Here is a 21,991-nt window from a genome sequence, read left to right as displayed (position 1 = left end):
AGTGTTTATTTGGAATGAATATCAATTCAACGAAGAAGGAGCGCGGCATCATGAGAAAAGTCATCATCGATACTGATACAGCAGGAGACGATACGATTGCGATCCTGACGGCACTGCACCATTTCCAGGTGGAGGGCATTACGATTACAGGCGGGAACGTACAGTTTGACCAGGAGGTTGAAAATGCCCTGTACACGGTACAGGTTGCTGGACATGGCGGCAAGGTGCCTGTGTACAAAGGCTGCGAACGCCCATTGATGGCCTATGGCAAGGCCCAGCACCGCACGGTGGAAGACGTACATGGCGATGACGGTATGGGCGGAGCCCATTTCCCGAAAGCGGACCAGCGTCCAGAGGCAGGGCATGCGGTTGATTTTATCATTGAGAAGGTACACGCACATCCGGGCGAAATCTCGCTTCTGGCCATTGCACCCCTGACCAACATTGCGATGGCAATCCAGAAGGACCCAACCATTATTCCGGAGATTGCTCACCTCTACATCATGGGTGGAACGAATAATGCACTGGGTAATATCACACCAGCCGCGGAGTATAACTTCTATGTAGATCCGGAAGCAGCCAAAATTGTATTGCACGCAGGCATTCCGACCACTATGGTTGGTTGGGAGATGTGTACTCAATATTCTGTTATGGATGATGATGATCACGCTGAAATTGCTGCGCTGGGTACATCGGGTGCCGATTTCTTCACAGCCATCAATAAAGTGGTTATGCAGTTCAACAAATCGGTACATAAACTGAATGGCACAACTCATCCGGATACGTTGCTGATGGCTGTTGCCGCAGATGAGTCGCTCATGACCAAATCCGGTCAGTATTATGTGGATGTAGAAGCGGCAGGCGAGTTAACACGCGGATATAGCGTTGTGGATATCAATGGACGTTTCGGCAAAGAGCCAAATGTACGCGTCTGTGAGGCCATTGACCGTCCGAGATTCAAATCCATGCTGCTGGATGTGCTCTCTGCTATACAATAATTCCAAGAGATGTGCCCGAGCATCGCATTAGCTCTGCAAGTCTTGTACGTAAGTATTCATTAAAGTCAAAGCTCAGTAAAACGATCCGTACCTATTCCAGGCACGGATTTTTTTTGCCTATTTTAAGTCCGACTACTTCACCTGTCGTAGTAAACTGTGATATACTTCAACTACTACGACAGATGAAGTAACGGAGGAGGATTATCTTTTGTGATCAGCAGTGACGTTATACGCGGCTACAACGATACGCTAATTCTCTATATGCTGCTGGAAGGGGAGTCGTACGGATACGAGATTTCCAAAAACATCAGGCAGCTGACAGATGAGAAGTATGTGATGAAAGAGACGACACTATACTCTGCCTTCACCCGATTGGAGAAGAACGGGTACATTGAATCATTTTACCGGGATGAGAGTCTCGGGAAGCGGCGTACGTATTACCGGATCACGCCGCCCGGCCTCGATTATTACAAGGAAAAATGTGAGGAATGGAAGGTTACGCAGGAGGTTGTGAATCTATTTATCAGGGAGTGGTGACGGAGCATGGAGACGATTATGGTGTATCTGGAAAACATGTTCGCTGGTCTGCCGAAGACCTCCGAGGTGGAGCATTTGAAACAGGAGCTTCTCTCGGGAATGGAAGATAAATACTTGGAATTGAAGCGGGAAGGCAAGTCGGAGAATGAGGCAATCGGTATTGTGATTTCGGAATTTGGCAATATCGAGGAGTTAACAGCTGAGCTCGGTATTCAACCAGCCGGGATCGAGGAAGCAGTACCTGTGCTGACGGAGGAAGAGGCTCACGATTATGCTGCTGTTAAACGCAGTGTGGGTCTGTGGACAGGACTTGGTGTTTTTCTTTGTGCATCCGGGGTGGCCTTCCTGATATTCCTTGATACATTTTTTGAACAGAACAATATCAAGTCCATGACAGGGTCGATGGAAACGGGCAGCCTGCTGGGGCTCATCGGGATGTTTGTACTCATCGCCTTTGCAGTCGGCATGTTTATTCACAGCGGGATGAAGCTTGATCGTTTCAAGTATATGGAGAAGGGATTTCAGTTGCCTTATGCGCTCAAGATGTCACTTCAACGCAGTCAGGCCCATTTCGCGCTGACGTACCGCGTTTCAATCATTACGGGCGTCGGCCTGTGCGTGCTGTCACCCGTTTTTATTTTCGCGGGTGCATATATTAACGATGACTACGCATCTTACGGTGTCTCTCTCTTTATGTTAATGGCAGCGGTAGGCGTGTTCCTATTCATTTATTACGGCAATATCCAGGGGGCTTACACGAAATTGCTGGAGGAGCCACACTTTAGTGCTGATAAGAAGGAGCAGCAAAGAATGGTAGGAGCAGTGGGGGCTATCGTATGGCCTTTGGCTACGGCGCTGTTTCTGTTCACGGGCTTTGTATACCAGCGATGGGACGTTAATTGGGCCATATTCCCAATTACAGGTGTGCTATTCGGTATGTTCAGCAATACCTATCATATATTAAAGCGGAAGAATCACTCCTGAGTATGTGCCAAGCGCGTGCTCTACCCACTTGGTGACTGCGCTTTGGGTGTGTTAAAGTGAAGGAAATGTTACAGCAGAGACCCTTTAGTTTAACTTTGGAGCGTCCGGCAGGAGGAGTGGAACATGTTATTTTATTTTGTAGCACTGCTGGTTACCTTGGTTGATCAGGGAACCAAGATGGCGGTGAGGATGTATATGGAAGTTGGCGACACCATGAGACTTGGCGATTCGGGCATGCAATTGCAGCATTATGAGAACAGCGGAATGGCAGGCAGCCTATTTCAAGGGAATGCGCGTCTGTTCGGTGTGGTCGCCATTCTGTTCGTGGCGGGCATGATGTATTATCGGAGAAAAGGTGAAATTCGCGGTTTCTGGATGCAGGCAGGTGCCGGTTTCATGGTCGGGGGTGCCTTGGGTAATGCAATCGATCGTTTTATCTACGCGCGCGTAACGGATTTTCTCGTATTTCCGTCGGGACGTGGTATTCTCAATTTGGCGGATGTAGCGATAAATGTTGGTGTGGTTATGCTGGTCATCGGCATGCTGATCCGTGCATTTCGCAGTTACCGAACCAAGCGTTTACGTAATGCTTTGCCGAAAATAGAGCGTTGATAAAGCGTTAATAACAGCTTTGATGTAAGCAACCGTAACTGTATACATGAGGGACATTGGATATATTCCGATGTCTTTTTTTTGTTATGTCGATGAGCGGACTCGCACTCAGTGTGAGTGTTTCAATTTTATCGAAACCGTTTTAGGAATAATAGGACACATTATAGTCAACGCTCTAAGTATAAAACGGTGGAAGGATTAACCACGTGGTTACTTCACTAATTTAATGGGTAAATCTTTACGTATATAAGCTGAGGGAGGTACAACATGAGAAGATCGCTTACCAAGGCACTCGGGTTAATGCTGCTTTGTGGAATAACGGCTGTACTTCTGTCTTCCTGCACCAGTGGCAATAATGCCAATGGCAAGGTGCAGGTTGAATTTTTTCAGAATAAACCCGAAGCCAAAGGAACCTTTGACGAATTAATCAAAACATTCAACGCCAAACACTCCGATATTCAGGTCACTCAGGTGAATCCACCTGACGCGGAGACGGTGCTGAAGACACGTGTGGTGAAGAACGATGTGCCAGACATTATGGCGATGGGGGCAACCGATACCTATTCCATTCTTGCACAGAGTGATATTTTCGCCGATCTGACAGACAGTCCACTGTTAAAAACGATCGATCCCAACTACATAAAGATGCTGAAGGATGTCACGGGCATGGATGAAGTGACAGGTGTTCCTTACGCAACAAATGCAAACGGCATCATGTACAACAAAACGTTATTTAAAGAAATGGGTCTGGACGTACCCAAGACCTGGGACGAGCTGATTGCTACAGCCAAAAAAATTAAGGATGCGGGTAAAATTCCGTTTTATTTCACATACAAGGATGACTGGCAGACGAATCTGCCGTTCAATGCACTCGGACCTAACTTGGTTGGTATTGATTTTTATCTGGAGCGTCGCGAGAACAAAGTGACCTTCAAGGAGAAATACCGTGAGGTTGCGGAGAAGCAGTTGGAGCTGATGAATTACGGTCACGGCGACAACTTCGGTAAAGCGTATTCGGACGGTAACCGTGCCTTTGCCAATGGCGAAGCTTACATGTACATCCAGGGTACCTGGGCGATCTCCGAAATTCGCAAAGCGAACCCGAATGTGGACATTGGTTTCTTCCCATTCCCGACAGGCAATGATCCGAGCAAGATCAAGCTGGTGAACGGAATCGACTCCCTGTTTACCATTGCAGCGGATACACCGAACAAGGAGCAGGCCGAGCAGTTCATTGCGTTTCTGCTGGAACCTGAAAATATAGGTAAATACATTGAGGAACAGACGCTGTTCTCTGCGGTGGAAGGTGTAAAACAAGATGATCCTGCTGTACAGGAACTGACACCTTACATTGAGCAGGGCAAGGTTATCGACTTCGCCGATCACTATATTCCGGCTGCGGTGCAGCTGAATTCCATCGTACAGTCCTTTTTGCAGAACAAGAACATCGACAACTATCTGGATACACTCGACAAAGAATGGGACAAGGTAGCGAATCGGCGATAACGCCTTGTCCAAAGGAGGATGGAGTATGAACAAGCGCATCGCGCCTTATTACTGGATGACGGTTCCGGCGGTAGTATTGTTCTTCGTGTTTATGACGCTGCCGGCCCTTCAGGGGATCTATTATTCATTTACGAACTACAACGGATTCGGTAAAGGTTATGACTTTGTTGGATTCAAAAACTATTTCAATCTGTTTCAGGATGATAATGTAGGCAACGCCTACTGGTTCACCTTCAAGTTTGCGATCGTTGTAACGATCCTGACGAATATTCTGAGCCTGCTCATTGCACTCGGGCTGAATGCCAAGATCAAGTTCCGTAACTTTTTCCGGGGCATCTACTTTCTCCCGAATATCCTGAGTGTATTGATCGTAGGTTACATATTTAACTACCTGTTCTCCAACGTATTCCCAATCTGGGGGCAAAACCTGGGGATCAACGCCCTATCGACGAACATTCTGGGTAGCGAAAGCCTCGCGTGGATTGGGATCGTGATTGTCGCGGTATGGCAATCAGTCGCGTTGAATACGATTCTGTATTTGGCGGGATTGCAGACGATCCCTACGACATTGTATGAAGCATCGAATCTGGACGGCGCCGGCAAATGGCGTGAATTCTGGAGCATTACGTTTCCACTCATTGCTCCGTTCTTCACGATTAATATGGTGCTGGCGATGAAAAACTCACTGATGGTCTTTGACCAGATCGTAGCCTTGACCAATGGTGGACCGGGACGGGCAACACAGTCCATCTCCCATCTGATCTATACGGGTGGATTTGAAGGCGGCGAATATGCATATCAATCTGCGAACTCGGTTATCTATTTCATCGTTATCGCGGTGATTTCGATTCTGCAAATCCGGTTCCTGCAAAGAAGGGAGACGGATCTGTAATGAGAAGCCGTTTACGTACCAACTGGCCTGTTATGTTGTTGATTGTTCTGGGTACCTTGTTCATTCTGTTCCCTTTATATATGACGGTTACGATTGCATTGAAAAATCCGGAGCAAATGGCCCAATCCGTATTTGCTATTCCGACAACACTTCACTGGGAAAACTTTGCGAGTGCAATAGACATGACCAACTTCTTCCAATCATTCCGTAACAGTGCCATTGTCACTGCATCAACAGTCATCCTGACCTTGCTCAGTAACTCTATGGTTGCTTACGCGATTGCCCGGAATATGGAGAAACGGAAGTTTTTCAAAGGGCTGTACTACTACTTTGTCAGCGCGATGTTCATTCCGTTTCCAATCATCATGCTACCGATTGTTAAGCTGACTGCATCGCTGGAAATGACCAATTTGGTGGGTCTTATCCTGCTGCATACGGTGTATGGTCTCGCCTTTAACGTATTTGTTTATGTAGGTTACATTCGCTCCATTCCGGTAGCGCTGGAGGAAGCAGCCTTTGTAGATGGAGCAACAACTTGGGGCACGTTCTGGAAAATCATTTTCCCGTTGATGGCACCGATCAGTGCCACAGTTGGTATTCTAACTTGTCTGTCTACTTACAATGACTTCCTGCTGCCACTCATTATTATTAGTGATCCGGCACAATATACGCTACCGCTGGTACAGTATGTATTCCAGGGTCAATTCAATACTGACTTCAACCTGGCGTTTGCATCGTACCTGCTGGCGTTGCTGCCGATGATCATCATTTATCTGTTTGCACAGAAATGGATTATCAACGGTGTAACGCAAGGTTCAGTGAAATAGTGAAGAAAAGGGCGGACTCAAGGAGTTCGTCCTTTTTTTGGTTTTCATTAGCTTTTGTTCTGTAAAGCGTTCCTGTATTTAAATGATTGATAAAGATAGGAATCTGTGCTATTTTTTAGTCGTTAGTTTAATCGCTAAACAAAGATTGGTAAATGAGATCGATGAGCAAAAATGTAAACGCTTCAATAATTGGCGATGATGGATTCCGGCATACTTGTACTTAATCGTCACCCAACACGAGAAACGGGTGGCGATTTCTTTTACATGCGGGGAGGAGAATGGGGTTTGCGATTGAATTGGGGCAGATGGAACTCGTTGCGCAATCAGATTTTTGTTGGTTTTGTACTGGTAATGTTGGTGGTGTTATTTATTGCGGGAATCGCCGCCTATGACCGGGTATCCGGTTTGTTGAAGACCAATGCGGAGAAGCATATTCATCAAACTGCTGTTCAGGCTAATGGCAGACTGGATGCCTTAATTGCACAAGTTAACTCACTGACAGCTCAAGTGGCAGATGATTCTTATGTGCAGCGTTTATTGAGCAATGAAAAAGGTGGGGAACCGGCTACGTTTAATCAGCGTCAAGCGCTCTTGCAGGTTGTGAGCAGCTATCCGTCCTTTATGAGTGGTGTGCAGAGTCTGGAAATCTATACGACAACTTATAGCAGAATATTTCCTATGGATGACCGATCTTTGGATGGAAGGCTCGGACGTAACTGGATAGCGGAAGCAGACGCGGAGAAAGGAAGGCTGGTCTGGGTCGGTCCCGACCCGGAAGATCCCGGAGTCATTATGGCTATTCGGCGAATCAGCCTGATGGATCGGGATTTCGAACCTGGCGGTTATGTCGTAGTGCGGATGCAGCGCAGCTTTTTTCAACTGAATGACTTGGATGCTGAGGATGGTGTGGAGGATTCTATTCTGCTGGTGGATGCGGCAGGAAGTGTAGTTACTTCCAATCTGGAGGCTGGTCTGGATGTGGAGGCACTCCTGAGCAGTGATAGCTCTGTAGTCCAGACCCGAGATGAGCCCTATATTGTTGTCAGACAGCATTCTGAGATGACAGGATGGACGCTCGCGGTTCTTACTCCTGTGAGCGAGACGACGGAGGGCGTGTCCATTCTTCGGACGGCACTGCTTATTTCCGGTTTGTTTGGCGTCGTGCTGTTCCTCATTATGTCTTTTCTCTTGTCCACCATGATCACACGTCCCATCACCCGACTGATGAGGGCCATGCGCAGTGCACGTCCGGGAGCGATGAAGCCCAATATTATGTTCAGCTCAACGATGGAGATTCACAGGCTCAATGAAGTATACAATCAGATGGTTTATCGGTTGAATGAGTTGACCCAGGAGATCTACGAGAAGGAAATCATGCAGTCAAGAACAGAACTGAAAGCTCTGCAGTCGCAGATCAATCCTCATTTTCTGTTTAACACGCTGGAGGCGTTCTATTGGTCACTTGATGACAAAGGAGACGAGGAAATGGCGCGTATGGTTGTGGCGATGTCCCGCCTATTTCGCTACATCATCTCCAGTCCCAATCAGGATGAATGGGTTACTATGGCCGATGAACTGGAGCACGCGGAGCGTTATCTTCAAATTATGGAGATGAGGCTGGGAGAAAGGCTGCAATGGGAGATTAGACTGAGTGATGCGATGCGCACCGTGAGGATTCCCAAATTGCTCATACAGCCCTTAGTGGAGAATGCTATTCTTCACGGGATAGAGAGCAAAATTGAACCGGGAAAGGTAAGCATCCTTGTAGATGCTTCCGCACAGGAGGATCTGGTCCACATCGAGGTTCGGGATGATGGACCTGGCATGGATGATTCCCGGCTTCAATCCGTTGTTCGGGCATTGAATGGTGGACCTGCTGTTTCCGACAAGGGAACAGGCGTGGGGCTGATTAACGTGCATCGCAGGTTGAAGCTTTATTTTGGCAGTCAGCTTGGCGAATTGTGCAGACTTACCATTACGAGCAAGGTCGGTGAAGGGACTGTCATTCGCTTTGAGATTCCAAAGGATACGGAGGGTGCATATGATTCATGGCAGAACGATTCTAATCGTTGATGATGAGCCGCGTACACGTGAAGGCATTCGCAAAACGCTGGAAGGTTGGTCAGCAGGTCGTAACGAAATTCGAACTGCGTCAAGTGGAGTTGAAGCAGCAGCATGGCTCCGTGAACAGACGGCAGACCTTTTAATTACAGATGTTCGCATGCCAGAATTCTCTGGTCTGTCCCTCGTTGAAGCCGTGCAGCAGTTTCCGAGCAAGCCAGTTGTTCTGATTATGTCAGGTCATGCAGACTTCCAATATGCCCAGCAGGCCATCAAGTTGGGTGTGGTAGATTATTTGCTTAAACCGATTGAGAAGGAACAGCTGATTCAGACGGTTGAGAAAGCTCTGCAACTTGGGGACCAGCAGCGGCGTATTCAAACGATGCAGAAACTGGTTGACCCCAAACTGCTGGATGCCAAGGAACGGGGAGACCAGAGGCTTAATCCCCAGATCAGTGAAGCTGTTGCTTATGTGGAAGCTCATCTGAGCGAACATGTTACCTTGCGGGAAATCGCTGATATGCTGCACTTGAACTCAAGTTATTTTAGCGTTCTGTTCAAGGAGCAAATAGGAATGAATTTTAGCGAATATCTGACCCGTACACGTATCCAGCGGGCGAAGGAAATGCTCGTACAGACGGCCCTGCCCATCTCGGAGATTGCCGAACAGGTCGGCTACCAGACGGATAAATATTTTATCAAGGTATTTAAAAGCCTGGAAGGGCTCAGCCCAAGCAAATATCGTCATTCCATTGCAGTACGTAAAGAGACTAAATAACCATAAAATAGTGGAGTTTTTCCAAATCATCCTAGTCTTATGGGGGAGATGTACCCATGCTACAATTTTATTAAAGCGGTTACATCAACCGAATAACCATTATAGGGGGTTAGGAATATGAGAAAAAAGCCAATAGCCATGTTACTGACATTGACACTTATCCTCGCCGTGTTTTTATCCGGATGCAGCAATTCAGGTTCTGACGGAGAGGGTGAAGCGAGCGGTAGTGGCTCTGACGGAAAAGTGACCCTCAAGTTTATGCATCTCTGGCCAGCAGGCAGCTCTGCACAGCAGAATAAGCTGGTCAATGAGATCATCAAACAGTACCAGACCGATCATCCCAACGTGACCATCAAACAGGAAGTACTGGAGAATGAGCAATATAAGAACAAACTGAAAATCCTGTCCGCTTCCAATGAACTCCCGGATGTAGGTGTAACCTGGGCTGCTGGTTTTCTGGAGCCTTACGTGAAGGGCAATCTGTTTGCTCCGCTGGACGACCTTCTGAGTGGTTCACTTGAAGGGAAATTCATTGCGGGAACAACTGAAGCGTATGCCGTAGATGGCAAAACCTATGCGCTCCCGATTGAGCTGAACATATCTCCGATCTATTACAACAAAGACATTTTTGCTAAATATAATCTGCAACCCCCGGCCACATATGATGAATTCCTGAATGTTGTGAAAACGCTGACAGACAATGGTGTAGTTCCCATCGCTCTAGGCAACAAGGATCGCTGGACCGGATCTCTCTGGTATATGTACCTGGCTAATCGCTTGGGCGGGGATGCATTGGAGAAGGCCATCAATGGCACAGGCAAGTTTGACGATCCTGCCCTGATCCAGGCGGCAGCCGAAGTACAGAAGCTGGTGGATATGAATGCCTTTAACAAAGGTTACAACGGCTTGTCCAATGATGAAGGCAAATCGGAATTTATGAATGAGAAAGCGGCCATGTACCTTATGGGCACCTGGGAACTTCCGAACTATACCACCAATCCAGATGTACCGCAGGAGTTCAAGGATAAAATCGGATTTTTCAAATTCCCGACAATGGATGGCGGCAAAAGTGATATTAACAGTTGGGTCGGCGGCCCGGGTGTAGGCTTGTTCGTCGCACAGAACTCCAAGGTGAAGGATGAAGCTCAGAAATTCGTTCAATATTTTGTGGAGAAATGGGGCGAAAGCTCTGTAACCGAAGCGGGTGTCATTCCGGCAACGAAAGTGGACACAGCAGAGGTACAACTGCCGCAGCTTTATACTGACCTGCTGAATGAATTGAATCAGGCCAGCAGCCTGACATTATTCGCCGACGTGCAGATGAAACCGACCGCAGCTCAAGTCCATCTGGACATGATCCAGGCACTGTTCGGAAAAGCGGTCACTCCTGAGGAATTTGTGAAGAATCATCAGGAAGCGATTGATAAAGGCAACTAACGTACAACGCCCATAGGGAGGATATTGTGATGGATAAAGTCATGTCCAACCGTTTAGTCGCTGCGTTGTACGTGCTTCCCGCACTGCTGCTGTTATTGGTACTGATCTATATCCCGATCGTGCTGACCGGATATTACGGATTGATGCAGTGGGACGGGATCGGCGCAATGACCTTTATCGGTTTTGAAAATTATGCAAGGTTGCTTCATGATGCAACGTTCTGGCAGAGTGCATATCATACCTTTCTGCTGGCCTTGTTCTCTGCACTGAGTCTGATCGGTTATCTTATGATTGCCCTTGTGCTGTCAGGCAAAATTAAGGGAGCGAACCTGTTTCGAAAGATATATCTGATTCCGATGTTACTGTCTTCCGTAGCTATTGCCCAGTTATGGTTGAAGATTTACCATCCCAGCAACGGTGTGCTGAACACCTTTCTGGAAGCAATCGGGATTGCCAATCCGCCAGCCTGGCTGGCGGAGCCATCCCTGGTACTGTATGCCCTATTCGTACCGATCTTGTGGCAGTATGCCGGATTCTATATTCTGATTTACTACGCTGCGCTCAAGAATATCCCGGAATCATTGGTTGAAGCAGCGCGGATTGATGGAGCAAGCCCTTGGCAGATTGCCTTTCGAATCAAGCTGCCCCTGATCACGGAAGTGATCAAAGTGACGATCGTGCTGGCTGTCGTTGGCTCGTTGAAGTACTTTGACCTCATTTATGTGATGACGGACGGTGGACCGAATGGCTCCAGTGAAGTGATGGCTTCCTATATGTATCATCAGGCTTTCCGTGGATTCGACTTTGGTTACGGGAGTGCCGTTGGTTTCTTCCTGCTCGTGATCTGTCTGGTCGTAACCTGGCTGCTACGGAAGGCTACGGCATCCAAGGACACCATTCAGTATTCTTGAGTGAAGTGAAATGAAAGGAGGTCCATCCCTGTGAAGACCGATACCGCGGTTCGGTTGCCAGCCTATCCGGAAACAGGCACGGGACCGACAGTGCTGAGAAGGCTCGGTTATGTCCTGCTCTACATTCTGTTGATTCTGGTGGCGCTGCTGCAGATTCTGCCCTTGATTTGGCTGCTGCTGTTCTCGCTAAAAAACAATCAGGAAGTATTCGATATGGCACCGTTCGCCCTTCCCGCGACTCCGCGTTGGGAGAACTATGTGAAGGTGTGGACGGAAGGCAATATCAGTTTGTATTTCTTCAATAGTGTCTGGATCACGGTGGTGTCCGTCGTGTTCACCGTGCTGTTCGCGAGTCTGGTCACCTTCGCGATAACCCGCATGCGCTGGAAAGGACGTTCTCTGGTGCTTGGATTATTTATGGTGGGTATGATGATCCCTGTGCATTCTACGCTGATTCCGTTGTTCAGCCTGTTTCTGAAGCTCCATCTTACGGATCATCCATTGTCGGTCATTTTGTCATACATCGCGTTTAATATGCCAATCACCATTATGATCCTGCTTGGCTTCTATTACGCCCTTCCGCGGGAAGTGGAGGAAGCGGCGGTAATGGACGGCTGCTCTGTCCATCGGATTTTCTTCCGTATCGTCCTGCCGATGACAGCTTCGGTGATCGCCACGACAGCGATTATCAACATGATATATGACTGGAATGAATTCATCTTCGTGAATACGTTTATCAGCACAGATGCGTACAAGACGCTGACCGTTGGGGTGCAGAATTTTATTGGACAGTACACAACGGATTGGGGAGCGATCGGTGCGACACTGATGATTAGTATTCTGCCGATCCTGATCGCTTTCCTTGTTTTGAGCAATCGAATTGTGGAAGGCATCGCTGCCGGATCGGTAAAAGGTTAAACCCATGTTTTCCATGTGATTAAATGCAAACTTAAACCTTGGACCCTTACACATCCCGATCCAAAAGGGATGTGTGAGGGTTTTTGCTCATCGCCCCGAACTTCGTTTATCTCCTGAGAACGTGTATTTAGAACGACTATATCAATGTAGTTATTCTCTATAAAGCAAACTAAATGAAAGAACTGAAAATACCTATTATTGGAATTTCAAAAAACTTTCAATTTTTTTCGCAAAACTACTGCATTTTCAAACTACCTGTGCTAACATACCCTAAGAATTAAAGCCCACACGGGAAAGGTGAGAAAATGACAGCAATATCCTCAACCAAAGAGTCCCTGCGTTCGGATGCCAAGGATCTAAATCTGATTCGGCTAACATGGCCTATTTTCCTGGAACTCTTCTTGTTTATGTTGATGGGGAGCGTGGATACATTCATGCTCAGTTCGGTGTCCGATAATGCAGTATCCGGAGTCGGAGCAGCCAACCAGATTATTTCCATAGCGATTCTTGTACTGGAAGTCATTGGGCATGGCGCTGCTATCGTGGTGGCACAATATATTGGTTCTAAGAAGTTGAATGAGGCGGCACAGGTCACAGGTAATGCGATCACACTTAATCTGATTGTCGGGCTAATCCTGAGCGGAAGCTTTCTTCTGTTCGGAGGACATTTGCTTACACTGCTTCATATTCAAGGTGAAATATACGATTTTGCCCGTTCTTATATAAGTATTGTCGGAGGAGGGATCTTCCTTCAGGCGCTGATTAACGCGCTGGCTGCGACAATTCGTACTCACGGTTACACCAAAGAGACGATGTATGTTTCTGTTCTGATGAACGTAATTCACGTCGTTGGTAACTACGCCCTTATTTTTGGCCATTTCGGCTTGCCAAAGCTTGGTGTAGAAGGGGCAGCGATCTCAACGGTCGGAAGCCGTCTGATCTGCTTGATTATTTTCTTCTGGTTGCTCTATCGGGTTATGGATGTAAGAGTGGAGCTTAGCTATTACATCAACCTTTCGAAGAAGTTTATCAGCAAAATCTTGCGAATTGGTATTCCCTCTGCGCTGGAATCCGTTGTATATCAGTCCTGCCAGCTCGTCTTCACACTGTACGTGACCTATCTGGGTGCTGAAGCGATGGCAACCCGGCAATATGCGGGTAACATATCAAGCTACATCTATCTTTTCAGTATGGCTATCGGAATGGGGACTTCCATTATTGTTGGCCGACTGGTCGGCGCAAGGCGCAAGAACGATGCATACAAACGTGTATTCGACAGTGTGAAATGGGCTTTGCTCGCCACGATTGTGATCGATGTAATTATTATTCTCTTCCGTGTTCCACTGATGAGCGTCTTCACAGATAATCCGGAAATTATAAAACTTGGTGCACAGGTCATCCTGCTCAGTCTTCTGCTGGAGACCGGGCGAACCTGCAATATTGTGATTATCGGTTCCCTCCGTGCCGCAGGGGATGCGAAGTTTCCGGTATATATGGGACTGATCTCCATGGTCTGCATGAGTCTGCCACTGGGCTACCTGCTGGTGTTCAAGCTTCACATGGGGCTCGCCGGTGTCTGGCTTGCGATTGCCGCAGACGAGTGGACACGCGCTGTCATTATGTATTTCCGCTGGAAGAGCCGGGCTTGGGAGAAACATGATCTGTTGGATCATGAAGAGGAAGTTGGGGTTCAACCGGTACCGGCAGTATGATGATGTTTTGAAATGTAATTTCGATATGAGCGGGGTATAGAAATAAAAAGGCGCCGCACTTGGAGCCGTTAGTCTTATTAAAGAAGAGCCAATCATGGGATGGAACATTCCTCCTGATGATTGGCTCTTTTGTTGTTATTATGGCCAATCCAATCACGGGTTGGCTCTTTTTGTTGTGTTTGGGGTATAAAAAAAGTGAAGCGAAGTCCAAGCTGAGAGAATACAGTCTTATCTGGCTTTCCTCACAAATCATAAAGTCCTCCATAGCTAATCAGGCGATACCTTGTTAACATAGATCCAAAGAATACGATAACTCATGACACATATAGAGGATGATTTTGATGAATAAAAAAGTGCTGGTTGTGGATGACGAGTCAAGCATCGTCAGTGCCATTGCTTACGCGCTGCGGCGCGAAGGATATGAAGTAGAGACAGCGAATGACGGCGAAGAAGCACTGGTCAAGGTGGCCTCATTCCATCCGCAGGTCATGATTCTGGACGTCATGATGCCCAAGCTGGACGGATACGGCGTATGCCGCAGGCTGGAGGACCGGGAGGATATCGGCATTATTTTGCTGACTGTCAAAAATGATATCGTGGATAAGATCGTCGGCCTGGAAATGGGCGCGGATGATTATATGACCAAACCGTTTGAAATCCGCGAGCTGCTCGCCCGGGTAAAGGCACTGCTGCGCCGCGTGGAGAAAAGCAGCCCGTCTCCTGAAGACCAGAAGAATCAGGCTATCGTCAATGGAACACTACGTATCCATATCGCTCACCGCACTGTGACGGTGAATGAGGAGAAGCTGGATTTGACACCAAAAGAGTTCGATTTGCTGACCATTCTAATGTCCAATCCTGAGCGTGTATACACGCGGGATGATCTGCTGGACCGGGTGTGGGGCATGGAATATGCTGGGGGTACACGCACGGTGGATATTCATATTCAGCGGCTGCGCAAAAAAATCGGTGATACCGATCAGCAAAAATTGCAAACGGTATATGGCATTGGCTATAAGGCATCAGCCTCTGAACCGGGCGGCTTGGTATGAGAGTCAGCATCAAGCTGAAATTCAGCGTTTTTCTGGCCGCATTGCTCATCCTGACCGTTGTTGTGCTCAGCTCCTTGGTATTGCGAGGTATTGAGCGCAACCAGCAGACGCAGATTGAGACCATTCTGTCCCAGCAGACGCGTCTGGTGAATCTGAATGTGCGGCAGTCTTACTATACCGAGTCCGTTCGTCTGGAGCAGGAGGTTTTCTTGCAGCAAAATGGCCGCAGGCTGGCTCAGGAGCTTGCAAGCTCCACAGGTCTGCCCATTGCGCTTTATGATATGAAGGGACAACAGGTAGGTTCATCGATCATGTCTGAGGAGAGTGCAGATATCTCAGCGACGCTGAACTATGCGCTGCAAAATAAAATTGCTTATCACGAACAGGGGGATACCCTGCTATATATGGCACCGCTCGACGGACCGGATGGACAGATGGGGGTTGTGCGCATGCAGTATCCGGTTCAGAGCTATCATGAATTCTATGCCCGTATCCTTCAATTGTTTATGTGGGCGGGGATTGCGGTTGTTGGACTAAGCTTCATTCTGGGCTATCTCTTCTACAATCGTTTTGCAGTTGCCATAACTCGCTTGAAGAAGTCTGCCGATTCCATTCGTGAAGGACATTATATTACCGAATCACCGGTGAGACGCAAGGATGAATTGGGCGAGCTGGGACAAGGCATTTATTACATGAGCACATCGATTCAGCAAAATATTGAAGCCATGCATGCGGAACAGCAGAAACTTCAGCTTGCCATCGAGAAGCTCCAAGCCTTGGAGCAGCAGCAGAAACAATATATTGGCAACATCAGCCATGAGTTCAAGACGCCACTTACGTCGATTAAGGCATATGTAGAGCTGCTGGACATGTATAAGGATGATCCACAATTGCTGGACGATGCCACAGGCAATATTGGCAAGGAGACCGAGCGGTTGTACGAGATGGTTGAGAAGGTATTACATTTGTCTGCCCTGGAGAAATATGATTTTGAGAATCAGGCAGAAGACGTGGAGGTGCGAGCTTTGCTGGAGGATGCCTGTGGCCGGATGCGGGGCAAAGCGGAGAAGTTTACGCTGAACATGGAGCTGGCGTTACTGCCTGCGGTGATCCGCAGCGATCGGGAGAGCCTGATGCATATTTTCATCAATCTGTTGGATAATGCGATCAAATATAATGTGCCGGGAGGCGTCATCCGGGTAAGTAATGAATTGCGAATGCAGGAGCGACAAGCGGTGATTCGCATCTTCAACTCGGGTACGCCCATTCCGGACGAGGCGCGCGAGAAAATCTTTGAACCCTTTTACACCGTCAACAAAGACAGGGCCAGAAAAACTGGGGGAACCGGGCTGGGACTATCACTCGTCAAGCAATTTGTAGAGAAGCAGGGCGGCACAATCTCTTTGTTGCCGGGCGATCCGAAACATGGGGAAGGAACGACGTTCCAGCTTGTTTTCCCTTTGGCGCATTCAAGTTTACAAGTTGGAAACAAGTCTGAATAACTTTGGAAGTATGCGATGTGTATGCTTGGTCTATAGAAAGCACTCAGGAGGGACCATGATGAATTGGAAACAGGCGGCTATGGGCACGCTCGGGGCAATCGTCCTATTATCGGCAACAGCATGCGGGGGAACAACGAAACCAGGGGATACACAAAACGGGAAATCCGGCACGGATATTACGGTGAAGGACAATACAAATACATCGGTATACCAGAGCTTTAAGCTGGAGAAAATCGATAAACTATCCAATATGCGCGGGGTAGCGTGGCTAAGCAATGACTGGATTTTGTCGGATAAAGTAAACGAGTCCATGAAGCCAGTCACGGTTGAGGGTGAGAAACGTTACCCGCATAACTTATACATGTACGATCTTACGAAGGGCACAGATACACCCGTGAAGGAAAGTGAAGTGAATCTGGGATCACCACTTGTTTCCCCGGATAGTCAGTATATTTTCTACAGAGAACCAGAGGAATCGACCGGCAAAGGCTTCATTCTGAACCTGCACAACGGGGAAGTGATACCAGCTGGTCAGGACGACGGATTTGTCTTTGAAGGGGCATGGCTGGATAAGGAGCATGTCGTTTTTCCAAACATGAATGGGGATATCGTATCTGCAAGTGTGGACGGAACGACTAAAGCGCTGGTCAAGACGGGAAACTTCAATGTAAGCAGTGTCAGCGTTTCGGGGAATGTGATTTACTACATCACAGGCACGGACGGACAGCTGAATAGCTACGATACGAAGACCGCTGAAGTGAAGCAGGTGTTAAAAAGTGTAGAGAGGGTTATTCCGTCCAACGATGGATCAAGACTGGCGATTGTGAAAAAAACAGCCGATACCAAACGGGCGCTGGTGCTGACCGATCTGGAAGGGAATGAAAAAGCCACGCTTGCCAGAGGCACGCAGATCTTCGGCACGAGCTGGTCCGGTGACGATTCTAAAATCGCCTATACAATCAATTCGGAAAGTGATGATGAAAAAGGGCTGTTCGTCTCCAATACGGAATCCGCGGAGCAGTTTCAAATCTCGGCCGAAATGGATAACGCATCTGATCCGCTGAGCTGGAGTCCGGAAGGCAATCGAATTTTGCTGTCACAGGCCGTGCAGGAAAATGAATCGTACCACTTTGTCACCTCGGTCATTACGATTTCGCAGTAAATCGTCATCGATGAAGTATAAGAAGAGAAAGAAGAAGTACATCAGCATGGCGGGCCCGACTCATATCGAGTTGGGCTTTTTCTGTACCTTTAACGCAGGTTTTCTGGGTTATACTGAAGAGACGAGAAGTGAAGGGGGAACATGATCATGGATGAAAAGGACTGCCGTCTGCTGCTGAGCGTTTCCGAAGAAAGCAGTCTGACCAAGGCTGCGGAGCGCATGTTTATGACCCAGCCGGCCTTGACATACCGTTTGCAGCAGTTGGAGAAGGAATTTGGCGTGCCACTTATCGATAAAACGTTAAAAGGCGCCAGGTTCACTCCCGAAGGAGAGCATCTCGCGATCTATGCCCGTAAAATGCTCAATGAACTTAACCAGGTCAAGGAACAGCTGTCGAACATTCGGAATGAAGTCAAAGGAACGCTGCGCCTCGGGATTGCCAATCATTATTCGTTGTACAAGCTTCCTCCCTTGTTAAAGCAGTTCAAGGAGCTGTACCCTGAGGTACAGTTTGCTGTGACCTGCGCTCTGAGTGTGGAGGTTATGGAACTGTTGATGCGGGATGAAATTCAGGTAGGTGTCATCCGGGGGGAGCATTCATGGTATGAGGGGAAACATCTGCTGCATGATGAACCGGTCTGTATTGTATCACGTGAACCCATCAATCTGGATGAACTCCCCGAGCTTCCGCAAATTGCATTTCAGGAGCCCTTGTCCAAAACTGGTGGTTCTCCTGTGAGTCCATTCCGGGAAGGAGTAGCGACATGGTGGTATGAGCGCTATGAATGTTCCCCAACCGTAGCGATGCGTGTGGACAGTTATGAGACATGCAAGGAAATGGTGCGTTATGGGCTTGGTTATGCCATTATTCCGGGTATTTTCGTATCTGCTACGGATGGTCTCCATCAACAGGAATTGATCCGAAAGAATGGACAGGGAGTGCGGCGAAATACGTGGTTGGTGTATAAGGAAAGTGTGCTGCAACAGGCAACGGTAGGTCGCTTTGTTGACTTGATGAAAACGGCTGGAACACAGCATGTTGTGGATGGAAGTTAGATAAAGACAGAGCGGAATAAACGCCTTGCTTTATGCATAATTATCCGATATTCCCTTATCAAAAAAGGGATTTTATCGCTATTGGACAGTATCGTTTTCAAAGAGAGTATTCGTTCGAAGAATGTACATAAGATCAAAATATATACCGATGCTGTCTTGGTCAATATGTAAATAAACCAATATTATACTGACATCTAATGATATCCATATGTTATTATCTAGGCGAGTCCATAAAATTTTTTATGGGCTATTCCTTAATTTTTTTGAATTTACTTATGGCTTGGTCACACATACAATATATCCAATCTGATTGTATATTTATTCGATTGAATTGAATATAGAAATGCTGTATTTGAAGAAAGGCGGCAAAATAATATGTATCCTGACCCTGCTCTTATGAAGCAAAAAATCAAAGAAACCGTAGATCGGCTTGACCCCGACTTGCGGGAATTATCCCAGCGCATTCACGCTAACCCTGAACTTAGCTTTCAGGAAGTCCAAGCACAACAATGGTTAACCGAACCGCTGGAAGCAGCCGGATTTCAGGTGGAAAAAGGCATTTCTGGCCTCGACACCTCATTCCGTGCTGTATGGGAAGGCCAGTCAGGCGGACCCACGATTGCACTGCTCGCTGAATATGATGCGCTGCCCCGCATCGGACATGCCTGCGGACACAATCTGATCGGAACCTCTGCTGTAGGTGCCGCACTGGCGCTCAAGGAAGCTTGCCCTGATCTTCCGGGACGGATTATCGTTCTTGGCACACCGGCTGAAGAAGAGGGCGGCGGCAAAATCATTATGGTGAACGATGGCGTATTCAATGAGATGGATGCCGTCATGATGTGTCACCCGCAGCAAAAAACGATGGTACTGAGAGGTGCGCTGGCTTGTGTGGACGCAACCTTTACGTTCCACGGCAAACAGGCACATGCTGCCTCTTCCCCTGAGAAAGGTATCAGTGCACTGGATGCTCTGGTCAACGCGTACGCGGGAATAAATTCACTGCGTCCTTATTTGAAGGATGACGTTCGGGTTAACGGGATTATTACCAAGGGTGGAGATGCGCCCAACGTGGTGCCGGAGCTGGCTGAAGCCGTATATATCATTCGGGCGAAGACCGTCGAAGAGCTGAAAATCGTCATGGACAAAGTATATCGCGTCGTGCGCCATGCTGCGGAAGGTGTTGGGGCTACGGTAGATATTACAGAAGGCCTGATCTATGCCGAGCGGAATAACAACAAAACTCTGGCGGGTCTGTTCCAGCAGAACCTGGAGGATATGGGCATTGAAGTGCATGATCCACCTCAAACAGGCGGTGTGGGTTCCTCGGATATCGGTAACGTAAGCCAAATTACAGCCGCAATCCATCCGTATATTCGGTTAGGAGATGCGACAACGCACACACCTGAATTTGCCCGGCTTGCCGGAGCAGAGGAAGGCATGATTGAGCTAAACCGTGCGGCAAAGGCACTTGCACTGACGGCGTTCGATTTGTACGCAGACAAGGCAGCATTGCAGCAGGTGCGTGATGAATTTGAAGCATGGAAACAACAGAAGGACGAGGGATGATGAATTGGAAAACATAACAAAACAACCACAACAACGGCGTAAATGGTTCAAAATGCCTCATACCTTCGTCATCTTGTTCATTTTGGTGTTGGTAGCTACTGTACTGACCTATATTATTCCTGCAGGGGAATTTGATCGGGTCAAGGATGAAGCAACAGGCAAATCCTTGCTCGTTCCGGGTTCATACCACCATGTAGAGGCCAACCCAACGGGATTGTGGGATATCCCCAAGTCCATCGTTCGCGGACTGGTTGACTCCGCTGATGTTGTATTCTTTATTTTCATCATCGGTGGGGCATTTCAGATCATTACGAGCACGGGAACGATTGAAGCTCTTACAGGCAGGGTAGCCCGTTCGTTCGCTAATAAAGGATTATGGGTCATCCCGGTATTCATCACCTTGTTCTCCGTTGGTGGATTTACGATGGGTATGTCCACGGAGGTCATGGTCTTTGTACCGATCGGAATCGCCATCGCGCGTGCGCTGGGGTATGACGCTCTAACAGGTACGGCGATGATCTCGCTGGGGGCCTCGTGTGGTTTTACCGCGGGACTGCTCAATCCGTTCAATGTGGGACTGGCTCAGGCCATTGCAGAAGTACCGATCTTCTCAGGCATGTGGCTGCGCGCGATCATCCTGGTGTGCCTCATCTCCGTGACAAGTATCTATATTATGCGGTACGCGTCCAGAGTGAAGTCTGATCCAACTCGTGGTTTGGTGCATGAGCTGGAACAGGAGCAGGCAGCAGATACACCTGCGGTGGACCTGAACAAACTGCCAACGATTCGCATCACACATGTTCTGACTATCATTACGATTGTAGCTGGTTTTGCCCTGTTAATCTGGGGTGTATCCAAAGAAGGCTGGTGGATGGAGGAACTGGCGGCTCTCTTCCTGAGCATGGGTGTGATCTCTGGTCTCGTATCCGGGTTCGGTCCTAGTCGCATTGCAAGTGAATTTGTTAAAGGCGCAAGTGGTATTGCCTATGGTGCCTTTATCATCGGTCTGGCAAGGGGAATTATGGTTGTCCTCGATCAGGGTAACGTAATTGACTCCGTAGTATACGGAATGTCCACGATGGTTGGTGAACTGCCATCCTCTGTGCAGGTATTGGGTATGTACTTCTTCCAAAATATCATGAACGTGTTCATCACGTCGGGTACAGGTATGGCTGTGACTACGATGCCGATTATGGTTCCATTATCGGATCTGCTCGGGGTTACCCGTCAGACTGCCGTACTGGCTTTCCAGTTCGGAGACGGGTTCACCAACATGATTCTGCCAACGTCTTCTGCCTTGATGGGCAGTCTTGCGGTATCCGGCATTCCGTATCAGAAATGGGTTAGATTCTTCTGGCCGCTGATGGTCATGTGGATCGCTATGGGTATTGTATTTATGCTTATTGCAAATGCCATTCAGTATTCTTAAAAAAGCTAATAGCCTGTGTTCTGTGGTAGCCCTTCTCAAACGGTTTTG

The 21,991-nt window shown here is 48.0% G+C and carries 19 protein-coding genes; all 19 read left to right on the top strand.

What is annotated here, in order from left to right; all coding sequences use genetic code 11:
- The first annotated feature begins 50 nt into the window (after window positions 1–50).
- On the top strand, window positions 51–998 hold the full coding sequence (locus tag DC345_RS10870) for a nucleoside hydrolase (RefSeq protein ID WP_113053098.1): 948 nt from the start codon (window positions 51–53) through the stop codon (window positions 996–998).
- Between the two features lie 210 nt (window positions 999–1,208).
- Window positions 1,209–1,535, top strand: coding sequence for a PadR family transcriptional regulator (locus DC345_RS10865; protein WP_113053097.1), 327 nt, complete (start codon window positions 1,209–1,211; stop codon window positions 1,533–1,535).
- 6 nt (window positions 1,536–1,541) lie between these two features.
- Entirely contained in the window at window positions 1,542–2,519 is a 978-nt protein-coding gene (locus tag DC345_RS10860) for a permease prefix domain 1-containing protein (RefSeq protein WP_113053096.1), read from the top strand.
- 123 nt (window positions 2,520–2,642) lie between these two features.
- Window positions 2,643–3,131, top strand: coding sequence for a signal peptidase II (gene lspA / locus DC345_RS10855; RefSeq protein WP_113053095.1), 489 nt, complete (start codon window positions 2,643–2,645; stop codon window positions 3,129–3,131).
- Between the two features lie 300 nt (window positions 3,132–3,431).
- Window positions 3,432–4,637, top strand: coding sequence for an ABC transporter substrate-binding protein (locus DC345_RS10850; RefSeq protein WP_113053351.1), 1,206 nt, complete (start codon window positions 3,432–3,434; stop codon window positions 4,635–4,637).
- A gap of 25 nt (window positions 4,638–4,662) precedes the next feature.
- Window positions 4,663–5,529, top strand: a complete 867-nt coding sequence (locus DC345_RS10845) for a carbohydrate ABC transporter permease (RefSeq protein WP_090903199.1) — start codon at window positions 4,663–4,665, stop codon at window positions 5,527–5,529.
- On the top strand, window positions 5,529–6,356 hold the full coding sequence (locus tag DC345_RS10840) for a carbohydrate ABC transporter permease (protein ID WP_113053094.1): 828 nt from the start codon (window positions 5,529–5,531) through the stop codon (window positions 6,354–6,356). The genes DC345_RS10845 and DC345_RS10840 overlap by 1 nt, the downstream gene beginning before the upstream one ends.
- Before the next feature lie 195 nt (window positions 6,357–6,551).
- A complete protein-coding gene (locus DC345_RS10835) occupies window positions 6,552–8,429 on the top strand; it encodes a cache domain-containing sensor histidine kinase (protein WP_309304329.1) in 1,878 nt (625 codons plus the stop codon).
- The gene (locus DC345_RS10830; protein ID WP_113053092.1) at window positions 8,398–9,195 is read left to right on the top strand and encodes a response regulator transcription factor; all 798 of its coding nucleotides are present in this window, start codon (window positions 8,398–8,400) and stop codon (window positions 9,193–9,195) included. The genes DC345_RS10835 and DC345_RS10830 overlap by 32 nt, the downstream gene beginning before the upstream one ends.
- Window positions 9,196–9,312: 117 nt before the next feature.
- A complete protein-coding gene (locus DC345_RS10825) occupies window positions 9,313–10,632 on the top strand; it encodes an extracellular solute-binding protein (RefSeq protein WP_113053091.1) in 1,320 nt (439 codons plus the stop codon).
- Between the two features lie 29 nt (window positions 10,633–10,661).
- The gene (locus DC345_RS10820) at window positions 10,662–11,543 is read left to right on the top strand and encodes a carbohydrate ABC transporter permease (RefSeq protein WP_113053090.1); all 882 of its coding nucleotides are present in this window, start codon (window positions 10,662–10,664) and stop codon (window positions 11,541–11,543) included.
- A gap of 90 nt (window positions 11,544–11,633) precedes the next feature.
- Complete coding sequence (locus DC345_RS10815) at window positions 11,634–12,461, top strand: carbohydrate ABC transporter permease (RefSeq protein ID WP_376039466.1); 828 nt, start codon at window positions 11,634–11,636, stop codon at window positions 12,459–12,461.
- 305 nt (window positions 12,462–12,766) lie between these two features.
- Window positions 12,767–14,173, top strand: coding sequence for an MATE family efflux transporter (locus DC345_RS10810; RefSeq protein ID WP_113053089.1), 1,407 nt, complete (start codon window positions 12,767–12,769; stop codon window positions 14,171–14,173).
- A 341-nt stretch (window positions 14,174–14,514) separates the two neighbouring features.
- The gene (locus tag DC345_RS10805; RefSeq protein WP_113053088.1) at window positions 14,515–15,225 is read left to right on the top strand and encodes a response regulator transcription factor; all 711 of its coding nucleotides are present in this window, start codon (window positions 14,515–14,517) and stop codon (window positions 15,223–15,225) included.
- Entirely contained in the window at window positions 15,222–16,727 is a 1,506-nt protein-coding gene (locus tag DC345_RS10800) for a sensor histidine kinase (RefSeq protein WP_113053087.1), read from the top strand. The genes DC345_RS10805 and DC345_RS10800 overlap by 4 nt, the downstream gene beginning before the upstream one ends.
- Before the next feature lie 58 nt (window positions 16,728–16,785).
- The gene (locus DC345_RS10795; RefSeq protein WP_113053086.1) at window positions 16,786–17,889 is read left to right on the top strand and encodes a hypothetical protein; all 1,104 of its coding nucleotides are present in this window, start codon (window positions 16,786–16,788) and stop codon (window positions 17,887–17,889) included.
- A gap of 147 nt (window positions 17,890–18,036) precedes the next feature.
- Window positions 18,037–18,945, top strand: a complete 909-nt coding sequence (locus tag DC345_RS10790) for a LysR family transcriptional regulator (protein WP_113053085.1) — start codon at window positions 18,037–18,039, stop codon at window positions 18,943–18,945.
- Between the two features lie 396 nt (window positions 18,946–19,341).
- The gene (locus tag DC345_RS10785) at window positions 19,342–20,514 is read left to right on the top strand and encodes a M20 family metallopeptidase (RefSeq protein WP_258530615.1); all 1,173 of its coding nucleotides are present in this window, start codon (window positions 19,342–19,344) and stop codon (window positions 20,512–20,514) included.
- Between the two features lie 4 nt (window positions 20,515–20,518).
- Window positions 20,519–21,943, top strand: coding sequence for a YfcC family protein (locus tag DC345_RS10780; RefSeq protein WP_258530614.1), 1,425 nt, complete (start codon window positions 20,519–20,521; stop codon window positions 21,941–21,943).
- Window positions 21,944–21,991: the final 48 nt, after the last annotated feature.

This window comes from Paenibacillus taichungensis (assembly GCF_003287275.1).
Taxonomy (GTDB): domain Bacteria; phylum Bacillota; class Bacilli; order Paenibacillales; family Paenibacillaceae; genus Paenibacillus; species Paenibacillus taichungensis_A.
Note: the sequence above shows the minus strand (reverse complement) of the source record. Positions and strands in the feature narration are given on the sequence as shown.

Excerpts from the sequence above, each read along its gene's own strand:
- DC345_RS10870 (WP_113053098.1), top strand. The coding sequence starts at position 51 with ATGAGAAAAGTCATCATCGATACTGATACAGCAGGAGACGATACGATT.
- DC345_RS10860 (WP_113053096.1), top strand. The coding sequence starts at position 1,542 with ATGGAGACGATTATGGTGTATCTGGAAAACATGTTCGCTGGTCTGCCG.
- lspA (WP_113053095.1), top strand. The coding sequence starts at position 2,643 with ATGTTATTTTATTTTGTAGCACTGCTGGTTACCTTGGTTGATCAGGGA.
- DC345_RS10850 (WP_113053351.1), top strand. The coding sequence starts at position 3,432 with ATGCTGCTTTGTGGAATAACGGCTGTACTTCTGTCTTCCTGCACCAGT.
- DC345_RS10845 (WP_090903199.1), top strand. The coding sequence starts at position 4,663 with ATGAACAAGCGCATCGCGCCTTATTACTGGATGACGGTTCCGGCGGTA.
- DC345_RS10840 (WP_113053094.1), top strand. The coding sequence starts at position 5,529 with ATGAGAAGCCGTTTACGTACCAACTGGCCTGTTATGTTGTTGATTGTT.
- DC345_RS10835 (WP_309304329.1), top strand. The coding sequence starts at position 6,552 with ATGATGGATTCCGGCATACTTGTACTTAATCGTCACCCAACACGAGAA.
- DC345_RS10830 (WP_113053092.1), top strand. The coding sequence starts at position 8,398 with ATGATTCATGGCAGAACGATTCTAATCGTTGATGATGAGCCGCGTACA.
- DC345_RS10825 (WP_113053091.1), top strand. The coding sequence starts at position 9,313 with ATGAGAAAAAAGCCAATAGCCATGTTACTGACATTGACACTTATCCTC.
- DC345_RS10820 (WP_113053090.1), top strand. The coding sequence starts at position 10,662 with ATGGATAAAGTCATGTCCAACCGTTTAGTCGCTGCGTTGTACGTGCTT.
- DC345_RS10810 (WP_113053089.1), top strand. The coding sequence starts at position 12,767 with ATGACAGCAATATCCTCAACCAAAGAGTCCCTGCGTTCGGATGCCAAG.
- DC345_RS10805 (WP_113053088.1), top strand. The coding sequence starts at position 14,515 with ATGAATAAAAAAGTGCTGGTTGTGGATGACGAGTCAAGCATCGTCAGT.
- DC345_RS10800 (WP_113053087.1), top strand. The coding sequence starts at position 15,222 with ATGAGAGTCAGCATCAAGCTGAAATTCAGCGTTTTTCTGGCCGCATTG.
- DC345_RS10795 (WP_113053086.1), top strand. The coding sequence starts at position 16,786 with ATGAATTGGAAACAGGCGGCTATGGGCACGCTCGGGGCAATCGTCCTA.
- DC345_RS10790 (WP_113053085.1), top strand. The coding sequence starts at position 18,037 with ATGGATGAAAAGGACTGCCGTCTGCTGCTGAGCGTTTCCGAAGAAAGC.
- DC345_RS10785 (WP_258530615.1), top strand. The coding sequence starts at position 19,342 with ATGAAGCAAAAAATCAAAGAAACCGTAGATCGGCTTGACCCCGACTTG.